Annotated in this window: 18 protein-coding genes; 11 read left to right on the top strand and 7 right to left on the bottom strand. The window is 67.4% G+C overall.

Annotated features, from left to right (window positions below):
* Window positions 1–5: 5 nt before the first annotated feature.
* Entirely contained in the window at window positions 6–629 is a 624-nt protein-coding gene (locus QMZ16_RS10055) for a glutathione S-transferase (protein ID WP_282603132.1), read from the bottom strand.
* Window positions 630–791: 162 nt separating this feature from the next.
* Between QMZ16_RS10055 and QMZ16_RS10050 the strand changes: the two genes are divergently transcribed.
* From QMZ16_RS10050 to putP, 7 genes are all read left to right on the top strand, one after another.
* Entirely contained in the window at window positions 792–1688 is an 897-nt protein-coding gene (locus tag QMZ16_RS10050) for a LysR family transcriptional regulator (protein ID WP_282603131.1), read from the top strand.
* A gap of 76 nt (window positions 1689–1764) precedes the next feature.
* Window positions 1765–3153, top strand: coding sequence for an FAD-linked oxidase C-terminal domain-containing protein (locus QMZ16_RS10045; protein WP_282603130.1), 1389 nt, complete (start codon window positions 1765–1767; stop codon window positions 3151–3153).
* An 87-nt stretch (window positions 3154–3240) separates the two neighbouring features.
* The gene (locus QMZ16_RS10040; protein ID WP_282603129.1) at window positions 3241–3882 is read left to right on the top strand and encodes a DUF3047 domain-containing protein; all 642 of its coding nucleotides are present in this window, start codon (window positions 3241–3243) and stop codon (window positions 3880–3882) included.
* A gap of 69 nt (window positions 3883–3951) precedes the next feature.
* Window positions 3952–5388, top strand: coding sequence for an alkaline phosphatase D family protein (locus tag QMZ16_RS10035; protein ID WP_282603128.1), 1437 nt, complete (start codon window positions 3952–3954; stop codon window positions 5386–5388).
* A gap of 136 nt (window positions 5389–5524) precedes the next feature.
* Window positions 5525–6526: a TAXI family TRAP transporter solute-binding subunit gene (locus tag QMZ16_RS10030; protein ID WP_028725553.1), complete on the top strand. Its 1002-nt coding sequence runs from the start codon at window positions 5525–5527 to the stop codon at window positions 6524–6526.
* Window positions 6527–6671: 145 nt separating this feature from the next.
* Window positions 6672–8906: a TRAP transporter permease gene (locus QMZ16_RS10025; protein WP_282603203.1), complete on the top strand. Its 2235-nt coding sequence runs from the start codon at window positions 6672–6674 to the stop codon at window positions 8904–8906.
* Between the two features lie 118 nt (window positions 8907–9024).
* Window positions 9025–10482, top strand: coding sequence for a sodium/proline symporter PutP (gene putP / locus QMZ16_RS10020; RefSeq protein WP_282603127.1), 1458 nt, complete (start codon window positions 9025–9027; stop codon window positions 10480–10482).
* Window positions 10483–10570: 88 nt separating this feature from the next.
* Here the strand turns inward: putP and QMZ16_RS10015 are convergent, their stop codons facing one another.
* A complete protein-coding gene (locus tag QMZ16_RS10015; RefSeq protein WP_022706277.1) occupies window positions 10571–10834 on the bottom strand; it encodes a hypothetical protein in 264 nt (87 codons plus the stop codon).
* A gap of 174 nt (window positions 10835–11008) precedes the next feature.
* Complete coding sequence (locus QMZ16_RS10010; RefSeq protein WP_282603126.1) at window positions 11009–11215, bottom strand: DUF2061 domain-containing protein; 207 nt, start codon at window positions 11213–11215, stop codon at window positions 11009–11011.
* 114 nt (window positions 11216–11329) lie between these two features.
* Between QMZ16_RS10010 and QMZ16_RS10005 the strand changes: the two genes are divergently transcribed.
* A complete protein-coding gene (locus tag QMZ16_RS10005) occupies window positions 11330–12172 on the top strand; it encodes a helix-turn-helix transcriptional regulator (RefSeq protein WP_282603125.1) in 843 nt (280 codons plus the stop codon).
* On the opposite strand, the gene QMZ16_RS10000 is transcribed toward QMZ16_RS10005, so the two are convergent.
* Window positions 12169–13041, bottom strand: coding sequence for a LysR substrate-binding domain-containing protein (locus QMZ16_RS10000; RefSeq protein WP_282603124.1), 873 nt, complete (start codon window positions 13039–13041; stop codon window positions 12169–12171). The two genes, QMZ16_RS10005 and QMZ16_RS10000, sit on opposite strands and share 4 nt — an antisense overlap.
* 149 nt (window positions 13042–13190) lie before the next feature.
* On the opposite strand from QMZ16_RS10000, the gene QMZ16_RS09995 reads away from it, so the two are divergent.
* The 3 genes from QMZ16_RS09995 to QMZ16_RS09985 are packed head-to-tail and all read left to right on the top strand — an operon-like array spanning window position 13191 to window position 17460.
* Window positions 13191–14771, top strand: a complete 1581-nt coding sequence (locus QMZ16_RS09995) for a GMC family oxidoreductase N-terminal domain-containing protein (protein WP_282603123.1) — start codon at window positions 13191–13193, stop codon at window positions 14769–14771.
* 27 nt (window positions 14772–14798) lie between these two features.
* Window positions 14799–16007 (top strand): mandelate racemase/muconate lactonizing enzyme family protein, encoded by a 1209-nt coding sequence (locus QMZ16_RS09990; RefSeq protein ID WP_282603122.1) that lies wholly within the window; start codon window positions 14799–14801, stop codon window positions 16005–16007.
* Between the two features lie 10 nt (window positions 16008–16017).
* On the top strand, window positions 16018–17460 hold the full coding sequence (locus QMZ16_RS09985; protein ID WP_282603121.1) for an aldehyde dehydrogenase family protein: 1443 nt from the start codon (window positions 16018–16020) through the stop codon (window positions 17458–17460).
* A gap of 81 nt (window positions 17461–17541) precedes the next feature.
* On the opposite strand, the gene QMZ16_RS09980 is transcribed toward QMZ16_RS09985, so the two are convergent.
* Genes QMZ16_RS09980 through QMZ16_RS09970 form a run of 3 tightly spaced genes read right to left on the bottom strand, consistent with a single transcriptional unit; the run spans window position 17542 to window position 20471 of the window.
* A complete protein-coding gene (locus QMZ16_RS09980) occupies window positions 17542–18693 on the bottom strand; it encodes a TauD/TfdA family dioxygenase (protein ID WP_282603120.1) in 1152 nt (383 codons plus the stop codon).
* A 24-nt stretch (window positions 18694–18717) separates the two neighbouring features.
* Window positions 18718–19461 (bottom strand): class II aldolase and adducin N-terminal domain-containing protein, encoded by a 744-nt coding sequence (locus QMZ16_RS09975; protein WP_282603119.1) that lies wholly within the window; start codon window positions 19459–19461, stop codon window positions 18718–18720.
* A 5-nt stretch (window positions 19462–19466) separates the two neighbouring features.
* On the bottom strand, window positions 19467–20471 hold the full coding sequence (locus tag QMZ16_RS09970; protein WP_348984661.1) for an NAD(P)-dependent oxidoreductase: 1005 nt from the start codon (window positions 20469–20471) through the stop codon (window positions 19467–19469).
* Window positions 20472–20602 lie beyond the last annotated feature (131 nt).

Below are 20602 nucleotides of genomic sequence, written 5' to 3'. Positions count from 1 at the left end.
GGACATCAGGCCAGCTGGGGGATGGGCGAACGCGCCATGCCGACAAAGCCCGGCAGGGACTCGATCCGGTCGATCCACGCGCGGACCCGGGCATAGGGCGACAGGTCCACCCCACCCTCGGGGGCATGGGCGACATAGCTGTAGCCCGCGACATCCGCGATGGTGACGCGATCCGCGCCCAGCCAGTCGCGGCCCGCCAGATGCGCCTCCATCACCGACAGCAGCCGGTGCGCCCGGGAAACCGCAGCGGCATGGTCGTGGTCCGTGCCGAAGACCTTGACCAAACGCGCGGCGCAGGGTCCGGCATAGATGTCGTCGGCGGCAATGCTCAGCCAGCGCTGCACCTCGGCAGCATCCTTGGGGTCGGCAGGGATCCAGCCCGCATCGGGCGCATGGGTGCCCACCAGATAGACGAGGATCGCGTTGCTGTCGGCCAGGGTAAAGCCGCCATCGTCGATGGCAGGGACGAGGCCGAAGGGACTGATCCGCAGGAAATCGGGCGCCTTGTGCGCACCGTTCGCCATGTCCAGATCGACGGTCCGGTAGGGGATGCCCAGCAGGGCCATCATCAGTTCGACCCGGTGGCAATGGCCGGATTTCGGGTGGCGGTACAGGGTGATCGGGGTCATCGGTCTTTCTCCTTGCGTGACGGGGCGTTCCAGCGTCAGCGGGATGGCCGCCCTGTCGATCTTCGGGCCGGGCGGCGCGTCGTCCGGCACCAAAGTTAATTTGCCGCGCAGGGCGAATGAATATACCCTTTGCAAAAGGAATAATTTCACCGGATGGCATGAATGGACCGGCTCCAGACCCTCGAGATCTTCATCGCCGTGGCCGAATCCGAGAGCTTTGCCGAGGGCGCGCGGCGCGTCGGCATCAGCGCGCCATCCGCCACGCGCGGCGTCAACGCGCTGGAGACGCGTCTGGGCGCGCGCCTGTTCACCCGCACCACCCGCCGCGTCCGCCTGACCGAGGTCGGCAAGACCTATCTCGAGGATGCGCGCCACGTCCTGGCCCAGCTTCAGGCGGCGGATGATGCGGCCTCGGGCGCGGCGCTGAAACCCAAGGGCGAATTGCGGCTGACCTGCTCGAACGAGTTCGGGCGCATCTACGTCACCCCCATCCTGACCGAATTCCTGGACACCCACCCCGAGGTTTCCGCCGATGTGGTGATGGTGGACCGGGTCGTGAACATGGTCGAGGAAGGCTTCGACGTCGCGGTCAGGATCGGGCCGCTGCCCTCGTCGGGGCTGGTCGCGATCCGCGTGGGCAGCGTGCGCCGGGTGGTCTGCGCCTCGCCCGGCTATCTTGCGCGGCACGGGACGCCCCGCACCCCCGAGGATCTGGCGCGGCACAGGATCGCCGCGGCGGCCCCCGTCAGCCCGCTGGTCGAATGGCGCTTCGGCGGGGACCCCGCGCAGGTGATCCGGATGAGGCCGCGCCTGCGTCTCAGCAGCGTCGCCGCCGCAATCGAGGTCGCCCGCCAGGGCTGGGGACTGACGCGAGTGCTGTCCTATCAGGTCGGCCCCGACCTTCAGGCGGGCCGGTTATGCGCCGTGCTGACCGACCACGAACCCGAGCCGCTGCCCATCCACCTGGTCCATCCCGAGGGCCGCCGCGCCCCCGCGAAGGTCCGCAGCTTCATCGATCTCGCGACCGAACGCCTGCGCGCATTGCCGGTTCTGGCGTGATCAGCGCGACAACCCCGGCCTTGCACCCCGTCGCGCGACATCCCACACATGGCCCCACAGGCCAGAGGAGCGCAGCATGACCACCGCGACACCGAACCATGAAAAGGCCATCGCAAGGCTGCGCGACCTTCTGGGCGACAGGCTTGCGACCGGGCCGTCCATCCGCGACCTGCACGGGCGGGACGCGGCCTATGCGACGCCGCACCTGCCGGACGCCGTGGCATTTCCCGACAGCACCGAGGAGGTCGCGGCGATCATGCGGATCTGTTCGGAGCATCGCTGCCCGGTCGTGCCCTTCGGCATCGGCTCGTCGCTGGAGGGGCATGTCGTGCCGCTGAAGGGCGGGATCAGCGTCGATACCAGCCGCATGAACCGCGTCCTGGCCGTCAACGACCGCGATCTGGACGCGGTGGTGCAGCCGGGTGTGACACGGACGCAGCTGAACGCCGAACTGCGCGCCACGGGGCTGATGTTCACCGTCGATCCCGGCGCCGACGCCACGATCGGCGGCATGGCGGCGACGCGGGCCTCGGGGACGAATGCCGTGCGCTATGGCACGATGCGGGAAAACGTGATGGCACTGACGGTCGTGCTGGCCGACGGGCGCGTGATCCGGACGGGCAGCCGCGCGCGCAAATCCTCGGCGGGGTACGACCTGACGCATCTGTTCGTCGGCTCGGAAGGGACGCTCGGGATCATCACCGAACTGACGGTCCGGCTGCACGGATCGCCCGAACGCATCATGGCCGCCACCTGCGCCTTCGACACGGTCGAGGACGCGGTCGATACCGTCATCCTCGCCATCCAGAGCGGCCTGCCCATGGCCCGGATCGAGCTGCTGGACGAGATGCAGATGCGCGGCATGAACATCTTCAACCCCGACCTGGACCTGCCCGAGAAGCCGCACCTGTTCCTCGAATTCCACGGGACCGAGGCCGGGGTCGAGGAACAGGTCGCGACCTTCGGCGACATCGCGGGCGAATTCGGCGTCAGCGGTTTCCGCAGCGCCAGCCGGACCGAGGACCGCACCCGCCTGTGGGAGGCGCGGCACAACGCCTATTTCGCGGCCAAGGCGCTGCGGCCCGGTTGTTCGGCGGTGCTGACCGATTGCTGCGTGCCCATCTCGGCGCTGGCGGAATGCATCGCGCGGACCAAGGTGCTGATCGCGGAATCCGGGCTGGTCGCGCCGCTGGTGGGGCATGTGGGCGACGGGAATTTCCACCTTGCGATCCTGATCGACCCCGACGATCCCGACGACATGGCGCGCGCAAAAACGCTTGCGGGTGCGGTGAACATGATCGCGCTGGAACTGGGCGGGACGGTGACGGGCGAACATGGCGTGGGGTCCGGCAAGACCGCCTATATGCGTGCCGAACACGGCGAGGGTTGGGACCTGATGGCCCAGATCAAGCGCAGCATCGACCCCCTGAACATCATGAACCCCGGCAAGGTGGTCGAGGTCTGACCGCTCACATCCGCGTGAGCGGCTGTCACGTTCCGCCCCCCGCGCACGTATCGGCCCCGAAGCACGGTTACCACAAGGAGAATTCCGATGCGTCTTGCGATCACGGCAGCCACCTTCATGGCGCTTGGCGGCGCGGCCATGGCCGGGCCGATCAGCTTTGCCAGCGGTTGGCAGGAACAGCGCCTGTCGCTGTTCAGCACGAACGACTATCGCTTCGGGTCCAGCCTTTCGATGCAGTCCGAGGGGTCGGTCTCGATCGCGTGGACGCGGGTCGGACAGGGCGACTGGGGCGCGGATGCCGCATCCTGGAACTGGACGGTCGAGGAATCCGTGCCCGCGACCGACCTGTCGCGCAAGGGCGGTGACGACCGGAACCTGTCGATCTATTTCGTCTTCGTGCCCGAAGCCTCGGCGCCCGGACTGGCGAACGCGAACATCCGCAGCCTGCTGGGCAATTCCGAGGTGCGGATCATCCAATACGCCTGGGGCGGCAATCACGGTCGGGGGCAGGTGCTGCCGTCACCCTACGGGCCGCGCGGACAGGGCGTGACGATCCCGCTGCGCCAGGCTGGCACCGGTTCGCATTCCGAGAATGTCGACCTGGCGGGCGATTACGCGCGCGCCTTCGGGGGCAGCAAGGGTGCGCTGGTCGGGCTGGCCGTGTCGGGCGACAGCGACGACACCGACAGCCGCATCCGCGCCGCGATCGGCGGGCTGACCCTGCGCTAGGGGATCACGTCGCCGCGACGGCCCCATTTGCGAATTGCGGGGACCGTGCGGGCATCGTAACCCACGGGAATGGCAAACGATCCCTTCCAGCCCGTCGGTCCGATCCTGCTGCTCGATGACATCTCGGGGTCACAGATGCGGCTGGCGGCCATGTTCATCATGCCCGCAGGCGATGTCCCCGGCCCGCTGACCCTGGCCGAAGGGACGGCCCAGCCCGAGCGTATCGCAGATTTCGACCGCGCCTCGGTCTGGCGCGCGCGCTTCGCCCTGCCTGCGGATCGCGCGTCCAGCTATGGCTGGGGCGGTCGGGAATACGAGGTCGCGGGCGACATGACCGGCGACCTGCGCCTGGCCTATGTGTCCTGCAACGGTGAAGAGGTCGGCGACATGGACCGCGAGGGGTCCGAGCGCAACGTGATGTGGTCGCGCCTGCGCGACGAACATCGCCGCGTGCCCTTCGCGCTGATGCTGCACGGGGGCGATCAGGTCTATGCCGACGAGGTCACGCAGGGCCATCCGCTGACCGAGGACTGGCCCGACCGCCTGCCCGCCGATCCCACCGCAGAACAGCTGGCCGATCTGCACCGCCATCTGCGCGAACGGTTCTTCGACCGCTATGCCGCGCTCTATGCCGCGCCGGAACTGGCATGGCTGTCGGCGCGCGTGCCCTCGTTGATGCAATGGGACGACCACGACATCTGCGATGGCTGGGGCTCGCTGCGGACCGAACGCACCCGCTCGGACATCGGGCAGACCCTGTTCCATGCCGCCCGAGAGGCGTTCCTGCTGTTCCAGCACGCCACGACCGAGGGCGACCTGCCCGCGCGCTTTGCCGATCCGGCGGGCGCGCATCTGGGCTGGTCGGTCGCCGCGGGCGACCTGCGAATCCTGGCACCGGACCTGCGCGGCGAACGCACGCGCCGCCGGATCATGGGTCCGGGCGGGTGGTCCATGATGCAGGATCAGGCCCGGGCAACGACGGGCGGGCACACGATGCTGATGTCGAGCGTGCCCCTGCTGGGTCCGCGCATGTCGATCCTGGAGACCGTCATGCTGGCCATCCCAAGCATGCAGAAATACGAGGACGACCTGCGCGACCAATGGCAGAGCCGCGCGCATCGCGACGAATGGCGGCGCATGCTGGGGCTGGTCCGCGACATGGCCGAGGCCCCCGGCCACCGCCTCACCACCCTCTCGGGCGAGATCCACCTGGCGACCCGCGCGGTCATGCGGCTGTCGGACGGTCACGCGATGCATCAGCTGGTCGCCTCGGGGATCTCGCATCGCGCCCCGCCCAAGGCATGGGCGCGTTTCCTGGGAATGCTGTCCTGGCTGGGCGAGGATCCCCTGCCGCGCCATCCCATCGCGATCCGCACCCTGCCCGGCCAGCGCCACCGCTATGCCGCCGAGCGGAACTTCCTGGTGCTGGACAGGCACGGCGCCGATTGGTCGGCGGTGTGGCACCTGGAACATTCCGGCCCGACCCCGCCCCTTCCGCTGGACTGATCCGACGCGGCGTTCCGGCACTGCATTTGCTGCAAACCTGCCGGAACACGAAAAAAAACTGTGGAAATCCTGTCGCGCATGTCGTTTCCTTGCGCCCAAGGGCAGCATTCAAGCCATGCCCACGGGGAGGATGACCATGAAGAACACCACCGCACTTGTCGCCGTGCTGATGCTCGCGGCCACCGGCGCATCCGCGCAGAACGAGAAATATGCCGATCTGGACCGGACCGACTGGCCCGAGAGCTTCACGGTCGGCACCGCCTCGCAGGGCGGGACCTATTTCGTCTATGGCTCGGGCTGGGCGAACCTCGTGGGCGAGGAGCTGGGCATCTCCGGCGGCGGCGAGGTGACCGGCGGCCCGATGCAGAACATGGCGCTGGTCCATACGGGCGACGCGGCCTTCGGCATGACCACCATGGGCCCCGCGCGTGAATCGCTGGAAGGCACGAACCCGATCGCGCCCGGCCTGCAGATGACCAATGCCTGCGCGATGTTCCCGATGTACCAGACGCCCTTCTCGATGGCGGCGCTGGCCTCTTCGGGGATCACGTCTGTCGAATCGATCCCGGACGGCGCGCGCATCGGCTTCGGTCCCGCGGGCTCGACCTCGGACACGTATTTCCCTGCCATGCTGGAATCGCTCGGGGTGAACTTCGAACGCCGCAACGGCGGCTGGGACGATCTTGGCGGTCAGCTGCAGGACGGGCTGCTGGACGCGGTGGCCTTCGCGGTCGGCATCCCGACCCCCGCCATCAGCCAGATCGAGGTCCAGGCCGAAGTGAACTTCATCGACTTCACCGACGAGGAAGAGGCCAAGATCATCGAGGAATTCCCGGTGGCCGAGTTCGGCATCCCCGCCGACACCTATTCCACGCTGGATCGCGACATGCAGTCGGTGGCCATGTGGAACTTCGCCATCGCCAGCTGCGACCTGCCCGAAAGCTTCGTCCATGCCGCGACCGACATCGTCATGTCGGACAATGACCGCATGAAGAACATCCACGGCTCGGCCCGCGAGACCCTGCCCGAGAACTGGGAGAAGAACACTGTCATGAAATGGCACCCGGGCGCCGCCCGCTGGTTCCGCGAGAATGCCGGCGCCGAGATCCCGGACGACATGGTCCATTCCGCCGAATAAGGTCCGGCTGAAATCCTGACGACAACAGGCGGGCCGCGGCGACAGCCGACGGCCCGTTTCACGACCCAAGCGACGGACGGCCAAGCGCCGCGGGATGGAACGGATGCCGGAACAGGACCACGAAACGGGGCGTGAAACGCCCGAAATGCAGGCCAGCGCCCTGCCCGAAGGCGGCGGCGTCATCGCCGAGGGCGTGGACGACGAACCCGTCGAGGCCAACCGCCGCGCCTTTGCCGGATGGCGGCTGACGGTCGTGACGTGGTTCGCAGCACTTTACGCCGCCTTCCACATGATCGCGCTGAATGGCGTGTCGATCCGCGACTGGACGGGCATCAACCTGTCCTTCCTGCCGACCTTCCCGATGGAGACGTGGAATTTCCGCATCATCCACGTCGCGGGCGCGCTTTTCCTGGGCTTCGTGCTGTTCGCCGCCCGCCGCTTCCCCGCCGAGGACGAGGACGAGAGCCGCGCGATCCGCCTGCCCTCGGCCGCCTTCGGCGTGCTGGCGCTGATCTCGCTTGCGACGGCGGTGTCCTTCGCGCTCGACATCGCGGGCGGGACCATGTGGAACGGCATGGACGAAGGCATCCGCAACCGCGAGATCTGGTGGTTCGGCGTGCCCCTGCTGATCGCAACGGCAGGCGGGACTGTGCTGGGCTGGATGGACCTGCGCCGTCGCGACGGGTTCTCGGCCCCCGATATCGTGCTGGGCATCTGCGCCTGTGCGGTCGCGGTCTACCTGATCACCATCTATGGCACGCTGATGCGCAATTCGACGGGCACGCCCTTCGCGCCCATCGGCATCTCTCTGGCGGCGGTGGCGGGGACGGCGCTGATCCTTGAACTGACGCGCCGCGTGGCGGGGATGGCGCTGGTCATCATCTCGGCCGTGTTCCTGGCCTATGTGTTCACCGGGCAGTACATGCCGGGCTTCCTCAACTCGCCCGCGATCTCGTGGGAGCGGTTCTTCAGCCAAGTCTACACCGATGCGGGGATCCTGGGGCCGACCACGGCGGTCAGCTCGACCTATATCATCCTGTTCATCATCTTCGCGGCCTTCCTGTCGGCGTCGAAGGTGGGCGACTACTTCGTGAACTTCGCCTTTGCCGCGGCGGGCCGGTCGCGTGGCGGGCCCGCCAAGGTCGCGATCTTCGCGTCGGGCCTGATGGGCATGATCAACGGCACCTCGGCGGGCAATGTCGTGGCGACCGGATCGCTGACAATCCCGCTGATGAAGAAGGTCGGCTATCGCCCGACCACCGCCGGCGCGGTCGAGGCCGCGGCATCGACCGGCGGGCAGATCATGCCCCCGATCATGGGCGCAGGCGCCTTCATCATGGCCGAGATCACAGGCATACCCTATACCGAAATCGCGCTGGCTGCGGTGATCCCGGCGATCCTCTATTTCGTCTCGATCTACTTCATGGTCGATTTCGAGGCCGCGAAGCTGGGCATGCGCGGCATGCGAGAGGATGAGCTGCCGAAATTCCGCGCCATGGCCCGGCAGGTCTACCTGTTCCTGCCCATCGTGATCCTGATCGCGGCGCTGTTCATGGGATATTCGGTCATCCGGGCGGGCACGCTGGCCACGATCTCGGCCGCGGTGGTGTCCTGGCTGACGCCCTATCGGATGGGGTTCGGCGCCATCGCCAAGGCGTTCGAGCTGGCGGGTATCATGTCGATCCAGATCATCACCGTCTGCGCCTGCGCGGGCATCATCGTCGGCGTCATCGCACTGACCGGGGTGGGGGCGCGGTTTTCGTCGCTTCTGCTGGGCATCGCGGGCGCGTCCGAGCTGCTGGCGCTGTTCTTCGCCATGTTCATCGCCATCCTTCTGGGAATGGGGATGCCGACCACGGCGGCCTATGCGGTCGCCGCCAGCGTCGTGGCCCCCGGCCTGACGAACCTGGGCATCCCGCCGCTGACTGCGCATTTCTTTGTCTTCTACTTCGCGGTCGTCAGCGCGATCACCCCGCCCGTGGCGCTTGCCAGCTATGCGGCGGCGGGGATTTCGGGGGCGAATGCGATGGCCACCTCGGTCGCGTCCTTCAAGATCGGGATCACCGCCTTCGTCGTGCCCTTCATGTTCTTCTACAACGCGGCCCTGCTGATGGATGGCACCTGGCTGGAGATCATCCGCGCGGGTGCGACCGCGATCGTGGGCGTGTTCCTGCTGTCGGCGGCGGTGCAGGGATGGTTCATGGGCGGGCGCATGGTCTGGTGGCTGCGCCTGGTCCTTGGCATCTTCGCGCTGTTCATGATCGAGGGCGGGCTGCTGACCGACCTGATCGGCATCGGCGGCGGCGTCGCGGTCTGGGCCGTCCAGAAGATGATCCGCCCCGATCCCGACGCCCCCTTCGAGGTGCGCGGGGCAGACTGACCAGGACCCCACGATCCCACCCCGCCTTTGCATCGAACACGGCTTTGTTACATAAGGTGCAAATCGAGGGGGCGGGATCGCGGTTCCGCGCCTCAAACTCAATGAAGGGAGGCGCATCATGGAAACAGGCGTCTGGGTCAGCCTTGCTGCCTATTTCTTGCTGATGCTCGGCATCGGCTTCTATGCCTATCGCAAATCCACCGCCAGCAGCGAGGAATACCTGCTGGGCGGTCGCAACCTGCCGCCCGCCGTCGCGGCGCTGTCGGCCGGCGCATCCGACATGAGCGGCTGGCTGCTGCTGGGCCTGCCCGGCGCGCTCTATGCCACGGGCCTGGTCGAGGCCTGGATCGGGATCGGCCTCTTCGTCGGCGCATTCGTCAACTGGCTCGTAGTGGCCCCGCGACTTCGCGAACAGACCGAACGTTACGACAACGCGCTGACCATCCCGTCCTTCCTGGCGAACCGCTTTCCCACCAAGGCCAAGGCGCTGCGCGTGGTGTCGGCGGTGATCATCGTGGTGTTCTTCGCGGTCTATACCGCGTCGGGTCTGGTCGCCGGGGGCAAGCTGTTCGCCAGCGCCTTCGACGGCGGTTACATGACGGGCGTCTGGGTGACGCTGCTTGTCGTGCTGGCCTATACGATGATCGGCGGCTTCCTTGCCGTCAGCCTGACCGACTTCGTGCAGGGCTGCATCATGATGATCGCGCTGGTCATCATGCCCGCCATGATCCTGTGGCTGGGCAAGGGCGACGGCTTCGCGCAGGCGGCCGAGACCGTCTCGACCGTCGACCCGAACTATCTGTCGCTGACCAACGGGCTGACCTTCGTGGGCTTCCTGTCGGCGGTGACCTGGGGCTTGGGCTATTTCGGGCAGCCGCACATCATCGTGCGCTTCATGGCCGTCCGCAGCGTCCGCGAGGTTGCGACCGCGCGCAATATCGGCATGGCCTGGATGGGCATCTCGCTGCTGGGTGCGGTGGGCGTCGGCATCCTGGGCCGCGCCTATGCGGTGCGCAACGACCTGGCCGTCGAGGATGCCGAGACGATCTTCATCATCCTGTCCGACCTGCTGTTCCACCCGCTGGTGACCGGCTTCCTGTTCGCCGCGCTGCTGGCGGCGGTGATGTCCACCGTCTCCAGCCAGCTGCTGGTGTCGTCCTCGTCCCTGGCCGAGGATTTCTATCGCCTGTTCCTGCGCAAGGACGCGTCCGAGCGCGAGGTCGTGAACATGGGCCGCATCGCCGTCGCGCTGGTCGGCGTCGTGGCCGCCCTGATCGCGGGCGATCCCGACAGCCAGGTGCTGGGCCTGGTGTCCAATGCATGGGCTGGCTTCGGCGCGGCCTTCGGTCCGCTGATCCTGCTGTCGCTGACCTGGTCGCGCATGACCGGATCGGGTGCGGTCGCGGGCCTGGTGACCGGCGCTGCCGTGGTGATCGCCTGGATCGCGCTTGGCTGGAACAAGTCCTTCATGGGCGGTGCCGGGATCTACGAGATCATCCCGGGCTTCGTCGCGGCCTTCGCGGCCATTGTCATCGTCAGCCTGGCCAGCCGCCAGCAGAACGAATACCGCGCCTGACGACGGCGCCATAAAAACGGAAAACCCCGTCGGCGAACCGGCGGGGTTTTCTTTTGACGTCGGCAAATTGTCGACGAAGGGGCGTCGATCAGCCGTTATTCGCGCTCGAGAAGTCGACGGGACCGCCTTCGGGGAACTCGCTCAGCGTGATCAGGTCGTCTGCGTTCAGGTCGCGGCGGTGCAGATCCTTTTCCTGCAGGACGTCACCTGCGCGGACCTGGCGGGTCGACAGTTCCTGGACCGGCTGCTCGTCGTTGAAGCTGGGGCCGTTGCCGCCCTGGACGGTGGCGAAGGCCGGGAATGCGGTCAGGGCCGAAAGGGCTGCGACGGCGGTCAGTTTACGGATAGCCATGGTATGTCTCCTGTTTCGTCATTGCGTTCAGGGGTGCACTACGCATGACCCGGGGGGATCGTTTCATTGCTCGCATTCCTGTGATTGAATGCGAGAACGGGTGAACGGAACGGTTTTGTATGGCCATTTCGCCGTGCCGCGACGCATCCGCGCATGGGGGAACCCGAAGGCCGCTCAGCGCGGCTTGCGACCCCAGCCGATCCGTTCCCAGGCCATCTCGTGCAGGAAGTAGCACAGGTATCCCGTGACCCCGCTGACGAGCGCGATCCCGCCCCCCGCGCTGAGCGATCCGGTAAAGGCAAGCCCGATGCCCAGCATCACGACCAGCCCCAGAAGCTGCCATGTCAGTGCCTTGATCGCGATCCGCGCCCTGCTTTCCATGCGTTTCCCTTTCCTGACCTGTCACGATCCCTAATCGCCGGGGGAGGCGCCGAAAATTCCGATAATTCGCTGCGGATTGTTTGCGTTGTTGCGCAAAGACTGCATTGTAGCGGAATGGCAACCAGAGACAGGCATCAGATCTTCCGCGCGCGGCTGGAACAGGCCATGGCCGACAGCGCGACCAGCAAAAGCGCGCTTGCCCGCGCGGCCGGGGTCGATCGTTCGACCGTCGGGCAGCTTCTCAAGGGCGATCATCCGCGCCTTCCCAACGCGCAGCTTGCGGCGGACATGGCGGAGCATCTGGGCGTCAGCCTCGATTGGCTGCTGGGGCTGACGAACCGTCCCGAACCCGCGGGCGACATCCTGGCCTCGGCCATGGGGCTCAGCCCCGCCGAACGCGACGAGGCCGACCGCCAGATCATCGAGTGGCACCAATCCGCCATCGGCAGCAAGATCCGCCACGTCCCCGCCACCCTGCCCGAGATGCTGAAGACCCCCGCCCTGCTGGAATGGGAATACGCCGCCTGCCCGCCCGCCACGATCGCGCAGATCATCGGCACCGCACGCGCCTATCACGACTGGGTCCGCACCGGAGAGGCCGATTACGAGATCGCGATGCCCCTGCAGGAACTGCAGTCGCTTGCCTCGGGCGAAGGCTATTATGCCGATCTGCCCGCCGATATCCGCCGCGACCAGCTGCGCTTCATGGCCAGCCGATGCGAGGCGCTGTTCCCGCGCCTGCGCCTGTTCCTGTTCGACAAGCGCCGCGCCTTCAGCGCACCGGTGACGGTCTTCGGAAACGGGCTGGGGATCATCTATGTCGGGCAGTTCTACCTGTCGCTGAGGGAACGCCAGCGCGTCGGCGCCCTGATCGACCATTTCGACTGGCTGATCCGCAATTGCGACACCGACGCCCGCGACGCGGCGGCCTATCTGGCGCGGCTGGCAGGCGGCTAGAAGCTCAGCCCGCGTAGCCAGTCCACGAAGATCGCCACGTCCTCGCGCGGGCCGAGGTCGTCCTGCTCGACGACGTAGAAGCTCTGGGACATCGGGACCTCGACCGGCAGGGGCGCGACAAGGGTGCCCGCCTCGAAGGCGTCGAAGGCGAAGCTGCGGCTGACGATCGCACAGCCGTGGCCCGCCGACAGCATCTGCAGCGCCAGCAGCGACGAATCCGCCCGCATCCAATGCACGGGGCGCGGCAGGGGCATGCCCTCTTGCAGGAACAGCCGGTCCCAGTCCGTCTCGCAGCCGACGATCTGGACGATATCGGCGCGGGCCAGCGCGTTCAGGTCCGGGATCGCGGGGGCATAGTCCGGGTGACAGACCACGGTCGCCGGCGCGGTCTTCAGCGGATGGATGTTCTGCTCGGGCCAGTCGCCCGCGCCATAGCGGATGTCCAGATCGATGCTAGCGCCGTTCATGCGGTCGGCCCAGACGGCGGTCGACAGCTCGATCTCGATCCCCGGATGTTCGTTGCGGAACGCGGCCAGCCGACGCGCCAGCACCAGCGCCGCATAGGAGATCGAGGACCGCACCCGGATCACCGAACTGCGCCGGTCGCTGAACAGCCCGTCGGTCGCGACCTGCATCTCGGCAAAGGATTTGCGCACGGGCACGGCATAGGCCTGGCCCATATCCGTCAGCTCGACCCCGCGCGCCAGCCTGCGGAACAGCTGGATCCCCAGATGCCCTTCCAGCAGGCGGATCTGCTGGCTGACGGCGGCGGCGGTCAGGCCCAGCTCGTCCGCGGCGGCGCTGAACGAGGCATGGCGCGCGGCGGCTTCGAAGGCTCGGAGCCATGTGACATGGGGCAGCTTGCGCATGGGCGAGGTCCGTTCCTGCAGTCGGCGGCCATCCTGACGCAGGCGATGGGCAAACGCAAACAATGCCTCAGCGGTCAAAGGCATTGTTTGCATTGCAGGCACCGCTCTGGCTTGCTGGCGCGGAATTCGGGACCGCAAGGCAGGGGGCGATGACCGGGACTGCATATGATTACATCATCGTCGGCGCGGGTTCGGCCGGCTGCGTGCTGGCCGAGCAGCTGACGCGCTGCGGGCACCACAAGGTCCTGCTGCTCGAGGCCGGGGGCAGCGATGCGCGCTTCTGGATCAAGGTGCCGATCGGCTATGCCGTGAACTATGCCAATCCCGCGCTGAACTGGGGCTATCGCACCGATGCGGACGAGGGGCTGGCCGGGCGCAGCACCTATTGGCCGCGCGGGCGGGTCGTGGGGGGCAGCAGCTCGATCAACGCGATGGCCTATGTGCGGGGGCTGCCGCATGATTTCGACGATTGGGCGGCGACGGGCGCGACAGGCTGGGACTGGGACGCGGTCCGGCAGACCTATGACGCGATCGAGGATGCGGGCGGCGGGCCGGTCCGCGTGGCCGACCTGTCCGACCGGATGCACCCGTTCTCGGCCCGCTTTCTGGACGCGGCGCGGCAGGCGGGTCATCCGCTCAGCCCCGACATGAACCGGGCCGAGGGCGTCGGCCATTATCGCAGCACCGTCTGGCGCGGTCGGCGCTGGTCGGCGGCCGACGCCTTCCTGCGCCCTGCCCTGCGCCGTCCCAACCTGCGGATCGAGACCGACGCCCATGTCACCGGCCTGCGGATGGACGGTCGGCGCGTGACCGGCCTGACATGGTCGCGGCGCGGCCACACGCACCACGCCCTTGCCGGGCAAGAGGTGATCCTGTCGGCGGGCGCGATCAATTCGCCGCAGATCCTGCAGCTGTCGGGCATCGGGCCTGCGGCCTATCTGCAAACGCTTGGGGTGACGCCTGTGATCGACCTGCCGCAGGTGGGCGAGGGGTTGCAGGACCACCTGGCGATCACCCACCAGTTCCACGCCACGGTGCCGACGCTGAACGCGATGCTGGGCCGGCGGCGGGGGCGGCTGGCGGCGGGGGCGCGATACCTGCTGACGCGGAACGGGCCGCTGTCGGTTCCGGTCAACCAGGTCGGCGGCTTTGTGCGGTCCAGGGACGGGCTGGCGCATCCCGACATGCAGCTGTTCTGCAATCCCGCATCCTATTCGCTGACGACGGACGGCCAGGTGGAGATGGATCGCGACGGCGGCTTCATCCTGTCGGGGCAGTTCTGCCGCCCGACCAGCCGCGGGCAGGTGCGCATCACCTCGGGCGATCCGGGGGCCGCACCCGCCATCCGCCCCGCGTCGCTTGGCACCGCAGAGGACCGCGCGGCGGCCGTCGCCGCCAGCCGCCTTGCACGCGACCTGTCCCGCGTGCCCGCGCTGCGCGACGTGACGCGTGCGCCGAAATGCGCCGACCTGCACGCCATGGACGACGCCGCGCTGCTGCAGGATTTCCGCGAGAGGGCCACGACGGTCTATCATCCCAGCTGCACCTGCCGGATGGGCCACGATCCCGCCGGTTCGGTGATCGACGCGCGGCTGCGGGTTCACGGCATCGACGGATTGCGCGTCGTCGATGCCTCGAGCTTTCCGAACATCACCTCGGGGAACACCAACGCGCCGGTCATGATGCTGGCGATGCGCGCGGCGGGAATGATCCTGCAGGACGCGCGATGACGAACGACACCGACGAAAGGGGACGCAATGCGCCTTGAGAAGCTGGAAACCTTCGTGATGGGCAACCCGCCCCCCCGCCACGGGGGCCGATATTTCATCTTCGTCCGACTGACGACCGAATGCGGCATCACCGGCGTGGGCGAGATCTACAACGCCACCTTCGGCCCCGACATCTGCTGCGCGATGGCGCGGGACATGTTCGACCGGCAGTTCGCGGGCACCGACCCCGCCAATATCGAGCTGCTGTTCCGCCGCGCCTACGGGGCGGGCTTCACCCACCGCCCCGATGTCAGCGTTATGGGCGTGTTCAGCGGCCTTGAGATGGCGTGCTGGGACATCCTCGGCAAGGCCGCCGACAAGCCGGTCCATGCGCTTCTGGGCGGGCGGGTCCATGACCGGCTGCGCAGCTACAGCTATATCTATCCGGCGGATGGGGATGTCTATCCCGACCCCGACGCGCCGAACGTCTACAACGACGCCGAGATGGCCGCCGAGGTCGCCGCGAAGATGGTCGATCAGGGCTTCAACGCGCTGAAATTCGACCCCGCCGGTCCCTACAGCATCTTCGACGGCCACCAGCCCCGGCGCGAGGACATCACCCGCAGCGTCGCCTTCTGCCGCGAGATCCGCCGCGCCGTGGGCGACCGCGCCGACCTGCTGTTCGGCACCCACGGGCAGTTCACCGTCTCGGGGGCCAAGCGGATGGCCCGCGCGCTGGAACCCTACGACCCCCTGTGGTTCGAGGAACCGATGCCGCCCGAAAGCCCCGCCGACATGGCGGCGGTCGCGACCTTCACCTCGATCCCCGTCGCCGCGGGCGAGAGGCTGTGCACGAAATACGAGTTCGCCCGCGTGCTCGAAGCCGGTGCCGCCTCGATCCTGCAGATGAACCTGGGCCGCGTGGGCGGCCTGCTCGAGGCCAAGAAGATCGCCGGCATGGCCGAGACGCGGCAGGCGCAGATCGCGCCGCATCTCTATTGCGGGCCTGTCGTGGCGGCGGCGAACATCCAGCTGGCGGCCTGTTCGCCGAACTTCCTGATCCTCGAAAGCATCGGAACCTTCGACGGCCCCTACATGTCGGGCGTGAAGGGCCGGATCGAGTGGGAGGACGGCTATGTCATCCCCTCGACCGCGCCGGGGCTAGGGCTGGAACTGGACGACGAGGCGATCGCCGCGAACCCCTGGACCGGCACCGATCTGCACCTTGGCATGACCGAAACGCATGTGACCCACTAGGAGGACCATGATGACCGATATCGACACGTTCTTCATCGGCGGTGAATGGGTCGCCCCGCAGGGCACCCGCACCATGCCGATCCTGACGCCCCGCGACAATTCGCGCATCGGCACGCTGACACTGGGCGATGCCTCCGACGTGGACCGCGCCGTCGCCGCCGCGCGCAAGGCGTTCGACAGCTTCTCGATCACCACCAAGGCCGAAAGGCTGGAACTGCTGCGCCGCATGGCCCGCATCACCGAAAGGCGCATGGACGACCTGGCCCATGCGATCACCACCGAGATGGGCGCCCCCATCACCATGTCCCGCGACGTGCAGGCCGATAGCGGCCTCGGGCACCTGAACGCCTTCATCGCCGCGCTCGAGGCGCTGGACGAGGAAGAGACCCTGCCCAACGGCGACATCCTGTCGAGGGAGCCGATCGGCGTCTGCGGCCTGATCACGCCCTGGAACTGGCCCATCAACCAGATCGCGCTGAAGGTCGTGCCGGCCCTCGCCACCGGTTCGACCTGCGTGCTGAAGCCGTCCGAGCACACCCCCCTTTCGGCGCAGATCTATGCCGAGATCGTCGAGGAGGCGGGCTATCCCGCGGGCGTCTTCAACCTAGTCCACGGCGACGGGCCGACCGTAGGGGCCGCGATGTCGCGCCATCCCGACATCGCGATGATGTCCTTCACCGGCTCGACCCGCGCGGGCAGCGCCGTGTCGCGCGACAGCGCCGACACGATCAAGCGCGTGACGCTGGAACTGGGCGGCAAGTCCCCGAACCTGGTCTTCGCGGATTGCGACCTGGAAACCCGCGTGCGCGAAGGCGTGCAGACCTGCTTCTACAATACCGGCCAGTCCTGCGACGCGCCGACCCGCATGCTGGTCGAACGCGGCGTCTATGACCGCGCGGTCGAGATCGCCCGTAAGGCCGCCGAGGAACAGCAGGTCGGCGACCCGCTGGAACCGGGCGATCATATCGGTCCGCTGTTCGACGGGCTGCAATACGACCGCGTGCAGGCGATGATCCAAAAGGGCATCGACGAAGGCGCCCGCCTGCTGGCCGGCGGCCCCGGCCGTCCCGAGGGCCTGCCCGAGGCGCTGCGCGAGGGCTGGTTCGTGCGCCCGACGATCTTTGCCGACGTGACGCCCGACATGGCGATCTGGTCGCAGGAGATCTTCGGCCCGGTTCTGGTGATGACCCCCTTCGACGACGAGGATCAGGGAATCGCGATGGCCAACGACACCGAATACGGGCTGGCAGCCTATTTGCAGACGGGGGACGAGGCGCGGGCGACGCGTGTCGCACGCCGCCTGCGCGCGGGCGGCATCCATATCAACGGTGCCGATGCCGATTACGGCTCGCCCTTCGGCGGCTTCAAGCATTCGGGCATCGGCCGCGAGGGTGGTCGCTTCGGTCTCGAGGATTACCTGGAACTGAAGGTGCGCCCGCCCTTCAAGGCGTGATGCGCGGATCCTGACAACAAAAGGCCCGGCGCGGATATCCGCGCCGGGCCTTCTTCGTCTTACGGCTGAAGCAGCGCCGATTCAGCCCCGCGCCTGCTGCGCGGGCTGTTCGACCGAACCGTCGTGACCCTTCATCGCCAGCACGCGATAGGTCGAGCGCAGCGCCCCCCGATCGGTATAGCAGCCCCGCAGGTGACGCTTGCCGCTGTCGGCGACATAGCCTTCGCGGCCATGCACGATGCGGTGGTTGTCGAAGACCACGCAATTGCCCGCCTCGGACCGAAAGCGCAGAAGGAAGCGATCCTCCTGCATCATGCGGATGAACTTGATGAACGCGGGATAGTAGTCGTCCAGCAGGTCCTGCGGCAGGTCCATATAGTCCTGAAGATGCTGCGAGATGGTGACCCCGGTCACGCGCCCGTCCACATCCGTCTCGATCACGCGCTGGTGGGACCGGTAATCCCAGTTGTCGTGGCGATAGAAGAACGGGATGTCGTGGCCCGCCAGCAAGGCAAAAGCCTCGGGGTCCTCCTTGCGCAGGGCCTCGGCCACCGCGGCACCGTCGAGGAACAGCGAATTGCCGCCCTCGACCGTATTCTCGAGGCAGTGCAGGAACTGCACGCCCGGCGCGGTCTCCTCTCCCGGCAGGTCGGTATGCATCTCCAGCGGACCGGCGGTGAAGGCAAGGTTCGTCGGCGCGATCTCGACGCGGACGTTGAAGAACAGACCCTCGGCCGACGGGGTGACGGGGCCGACCGCGTTCACCAGGCGGGGAAGCGATCCTTCGGACTTCTCCATATTGGTGACGATGGCGATGCCGTCCTCGATCAGGGCGCGGGTCAGGCAGGCGCGGCCTTCCTCGGTGCCCACCACCGCATCCTGGTCGATGCGCGTGATGTCGGGCGTGTGGTCCTTGTACCACAGGCGGCGCGGCAGGTCGGCGGGATCGGCGCGGCGACCGGTCGCGAAGACCTCGCGCAGCAGCGACAGCGGCACGCGAGAGGCCTGCGCCTCGTCGGCCCAGCCGATGACGACCGTGTCCTCCTCGATCACGGCCGAGGTGGCACGCGGCGGGGACTGCAGCTCCGACGCGTCGAAGATCCGTTCGCGCGTCTGGGGGTCGATGCAGGACAGGCACGCGTCGCGCAGCCAGTAGTAGTTGAAGTACTTCTCGCCCTCGGGCAGGCCGACGACCATGCCCTTCTCGCGCAGGTCGAAGCTTGTTTCGGTCATGCGACCTCTCCTTTCAGGTTCGTCTCAGTTTGCATAGCTGTCGCCCTCGGCATCCAGGATGGCGCGCAGCTCGGACAGGTGCGCCTCGGCCTGGCCGGGATAGTCCTCGAGTTCCCGGGCGGTCTTTTCGGCGATGTCGTCGGACATGATCCGCAGCGGACGCCCGGTCTGCAGCGCGCGGACATAGGTTTCCGCCGCGCGTTCGAAATAGAACAGGCGGTTCCACGTGTCGGCCACGCCGTCGCCCACGACCAGGATGCCGTGATTGCCCATGACCAGCACCTTGCTGGCGGGGTCCGACAGCAGGCTCGCGCAGCGGCGGCCCTCCTCCTCGAAGGCGAGGCCGCCGAATTCCTCGTCGATGACGTGGCGGTTGAAGAAGGTCGCCGTGTTCTGGTCGATCGGCGGCATGCGGCTGTCGGCCAGGCAGGCCAGCACGGTGGACCAGATCGAATGCGTGTGCATGACGCAGCGCGCATGCGGGCAGGCGCGGTGGATCGCGGCGTGAAGCCCCCAGGCGGTCGGATCGGGCGCGTTCGGCGCGTCCATCACCGACGGATCGTCCACGTCCAGCATCAGCAGGTCCGACGCCTTGATGCGCGAGAAATGCACCTGGTTCGGGTTGATCAGGAACCGCGTTCCCTCGTCGTTCACCGCAAGGCTGAAATGGTTCGCCACCGCCTCGTGCATGTTCAGCCGCGCGGCCCAACGGAAGCTGGCGGCAAGGTCCGCGCGCTCGGTCCAGTGATCCAGATTGGCGTGCTGCATGGGGATCACCCCTCGGCCAGCGCGGGGCGCGATTCCGTCAGGCCCGCGGGCGCCGACAGGCCGGTCGGGATGACCTCGTAGCCGCGTTCCTCGGGTTCGTCATCCACCAGTTCGGGCGGGAAGCCCGGCGCGGTGATCGACAGGCCGGTGGCCTCTTCCAGGCGGCGGATGATGTTCGGCGACAGCTCGCGTTCGCCGAAGCGCGCGATGCCGTCGTTGAAGATCTCGATCATCAGGGGGCTGATCTCCAGCGGCACACCGGCCTCGGACGCGATCTTCTGGAACAGGCCGATATCCTTCTTCACCAGGTCCATCGTGAACGAGATGTCGCGCGAGCCGTTCAGGATCACCTGGCTCTCGGTCTCGTGGACGAAGGACGTCCCCGACGAGATCTTCATGGCCTCGTAGGTGGTGTTCAGGTCGATCCCCGCGGCCTTCATGGTCACCAGCGCCTCGCAGCAGGTCAGCAGGTTCGCGGTCGCAAGATAGTTGGTCATCACCTTCAGCACCGAGGCCGTGCCGATATCGCCCGTGTGCAGCACGCGACGCCCAAGCGTCGCCAGCGTCGGCAGCATGCGTTCGAACGTCGCGCGGTCGCAGCCCGCGAAGATCGAGATGTTGCCCGTATCCGCCCTGTGGCACCCGCCCGAGACCGGGCATTCCATCGCCGCACCGCCGCGTTCCTGCACGAGGGCCGCAAGACGCTGGACTTCGGCCTGGTCGGTGGTGGACATCTCCATCCAGATCTTGGTGTGATCGACCTCGGGCAGCATTTCCTCGACCACGGCGGCCGAGGCGGCGGGCGATGGCAGGCAGGTGATGACCGCGTCGCAATCGCGCATCAGCTGGCGCGGGCCGCCGGTGGACTTCGCGCCCTTGGCGACGAATGCCGCGACCAGCCTGGGATCGAGATCGTGGACCGTCACGTCGAATTCGTTGCGCAGCAGGCTGCCCGCCAGCTTGCCGCCGACATTGCCCAATCCGATGAAGCCGATTTTCATGTGATGCAGCGCCTTTTTCCGAGCTGTTTCAATTCCCCTTCAGGCTGGTGCAGATCGCCCCGGATTTGAAACAATGCGTTTTCACCCACAGGGCCCGCTGGCGTTGCCGCAGGCTGGCGGCAGACCGGTCCCCGTGGCCT

The organism is Paracoccus sp. PARArs4, from assembly GCF_947311865.1.
Classification (GTDB): Bacteria; Pseudomonadota; Alphaproteobacteria; order Rhodobacterales; family Rhodobacteraceae; genus Paracoccus; species Paracoccus zeaxanthinifaciens.
This window is presented reverse-complemented; position numbering and strand designations above follow the sequence as displayed.

Bases quoted from the DNA above. Each gene is read 5' to 3' on its own strand.
- putP (WP_282603127.1), top strand. From the start codon at position 9,025: ATGGAAACAGGCGTCTGGGTCAGCCTTGCTGCCTATTTCTTGCTGATG.
- QMZ16_RS10040 (WP_282603129.1), top strand. From the start codon at position 3,241: ATGCGTCTTGCGATCACGGCAGCCACCTTCATGGCGCTTGGCGGCGCG.
- QMZ16_RS10030 (WP_028725553.1), top strand. From the start codon at position 5,525: ATGAAGAACACCACCGCACTTGTCGCCGTGCTGATGCTCGCGGCCACC.
- QMZ16_RS10050 (WP_282603131.1), top strand. From the start codon at position 792: ATGGACCGGCTCCAGACCCTCGAGATCTTCATCGCCGTGGCCGAATCC.
- QMZ16_RS10015 (WP_022706277.1), bottom strand. From the start codon at position 10,834: ATGGCTATCCGTAAACTGACCGCCGTCGCAGCCCTTTCGGCCCTGACC.
- QMZ16_RS10045 (WP_282603130.1), top strand. From the start codon at position 1,765: ATGACCACCGCGACACCGAACCATGAAAAGGCCATCGCAAGGCTGCGC.
- QMZ16_RS10005 (WP_282603125.1), top strand. From the start codon at position 11,330: ATGGCAACCAGAGACAGGCATCAGATCTTCCGCGCGCGGCTGGAACAG.
- QMZ16_RS09975 (WP_282603119.1), bottom strand. From the start codon at position 19,461: ATGCAGCACGCCAATCTGGATCACTGGACCGAGCGCGCGGACCTTGCC.
- QMZ16_RS10055 (WP_282603132.1), bottom strand. From the start codon at position 629: ATGACCCCGATCACCCTGTACCGCCACCCGAAATCCGGCCATTGCCAC.
- QMZ16_RS10010 (WP_282603126.1), bottom strand. From the start codon at position 11,215: ATGGAAAGCAGGGCGCGGATCGCGATCAAGGCACTGACATGGCAGCTT.
- QMZ16_RS10000 (WP_282603124.1), bottom strand. From the start codon at position 13,041: ATGCGCAAGCTGCCCCATGTCACATGGCTCCGAGCCTTCGAAGCCGCC.
- QMZ16_RS09995 (WP_282603123.1), top strand. From the start codon at position 13,191: ATGACCGGGACTGCATATGATTACATCATCGTCGGCGCGGGTTCGGCC.
- QMZ16_RS10025 (WP_282603203.1), top strand. From the start codon at position 6,672: ATGCAGGCCAGCGCCCTGCCCGAAGGCGGCGGCGTCATCGCCGAGGGC.
- QMZ16_RS09985 (WP_282603121.1), top strand. From the start codon at position 16,018: ATGACCGATATCGACACGTTCTTCATCGGCGGTGAATGGGTCGCCCCG.
- QMZ16_RS09990 (WP_282603122.1), top strand. From the start codon at position 14,799: ATGCGCCTTGAGAAGCTGGAAACCTTCGTGATGGGCAACCCGCCCCCC.
- QMZ16_RS10035 (WP_282603128.1), top strand. From the start codon at position 3,952: ATGGCAAACGATCCCTTCCAGCCCGTCGGTCCGATCCTGCTGCTCGAT.
- QMZ16_RS09980 (WP_282603120.1), bottom strand. From the start codon at position 18,693: ATGACCGAAACAAGCTTCGACCTGCGCGAGAAGGGCATGGTCGTCGGC.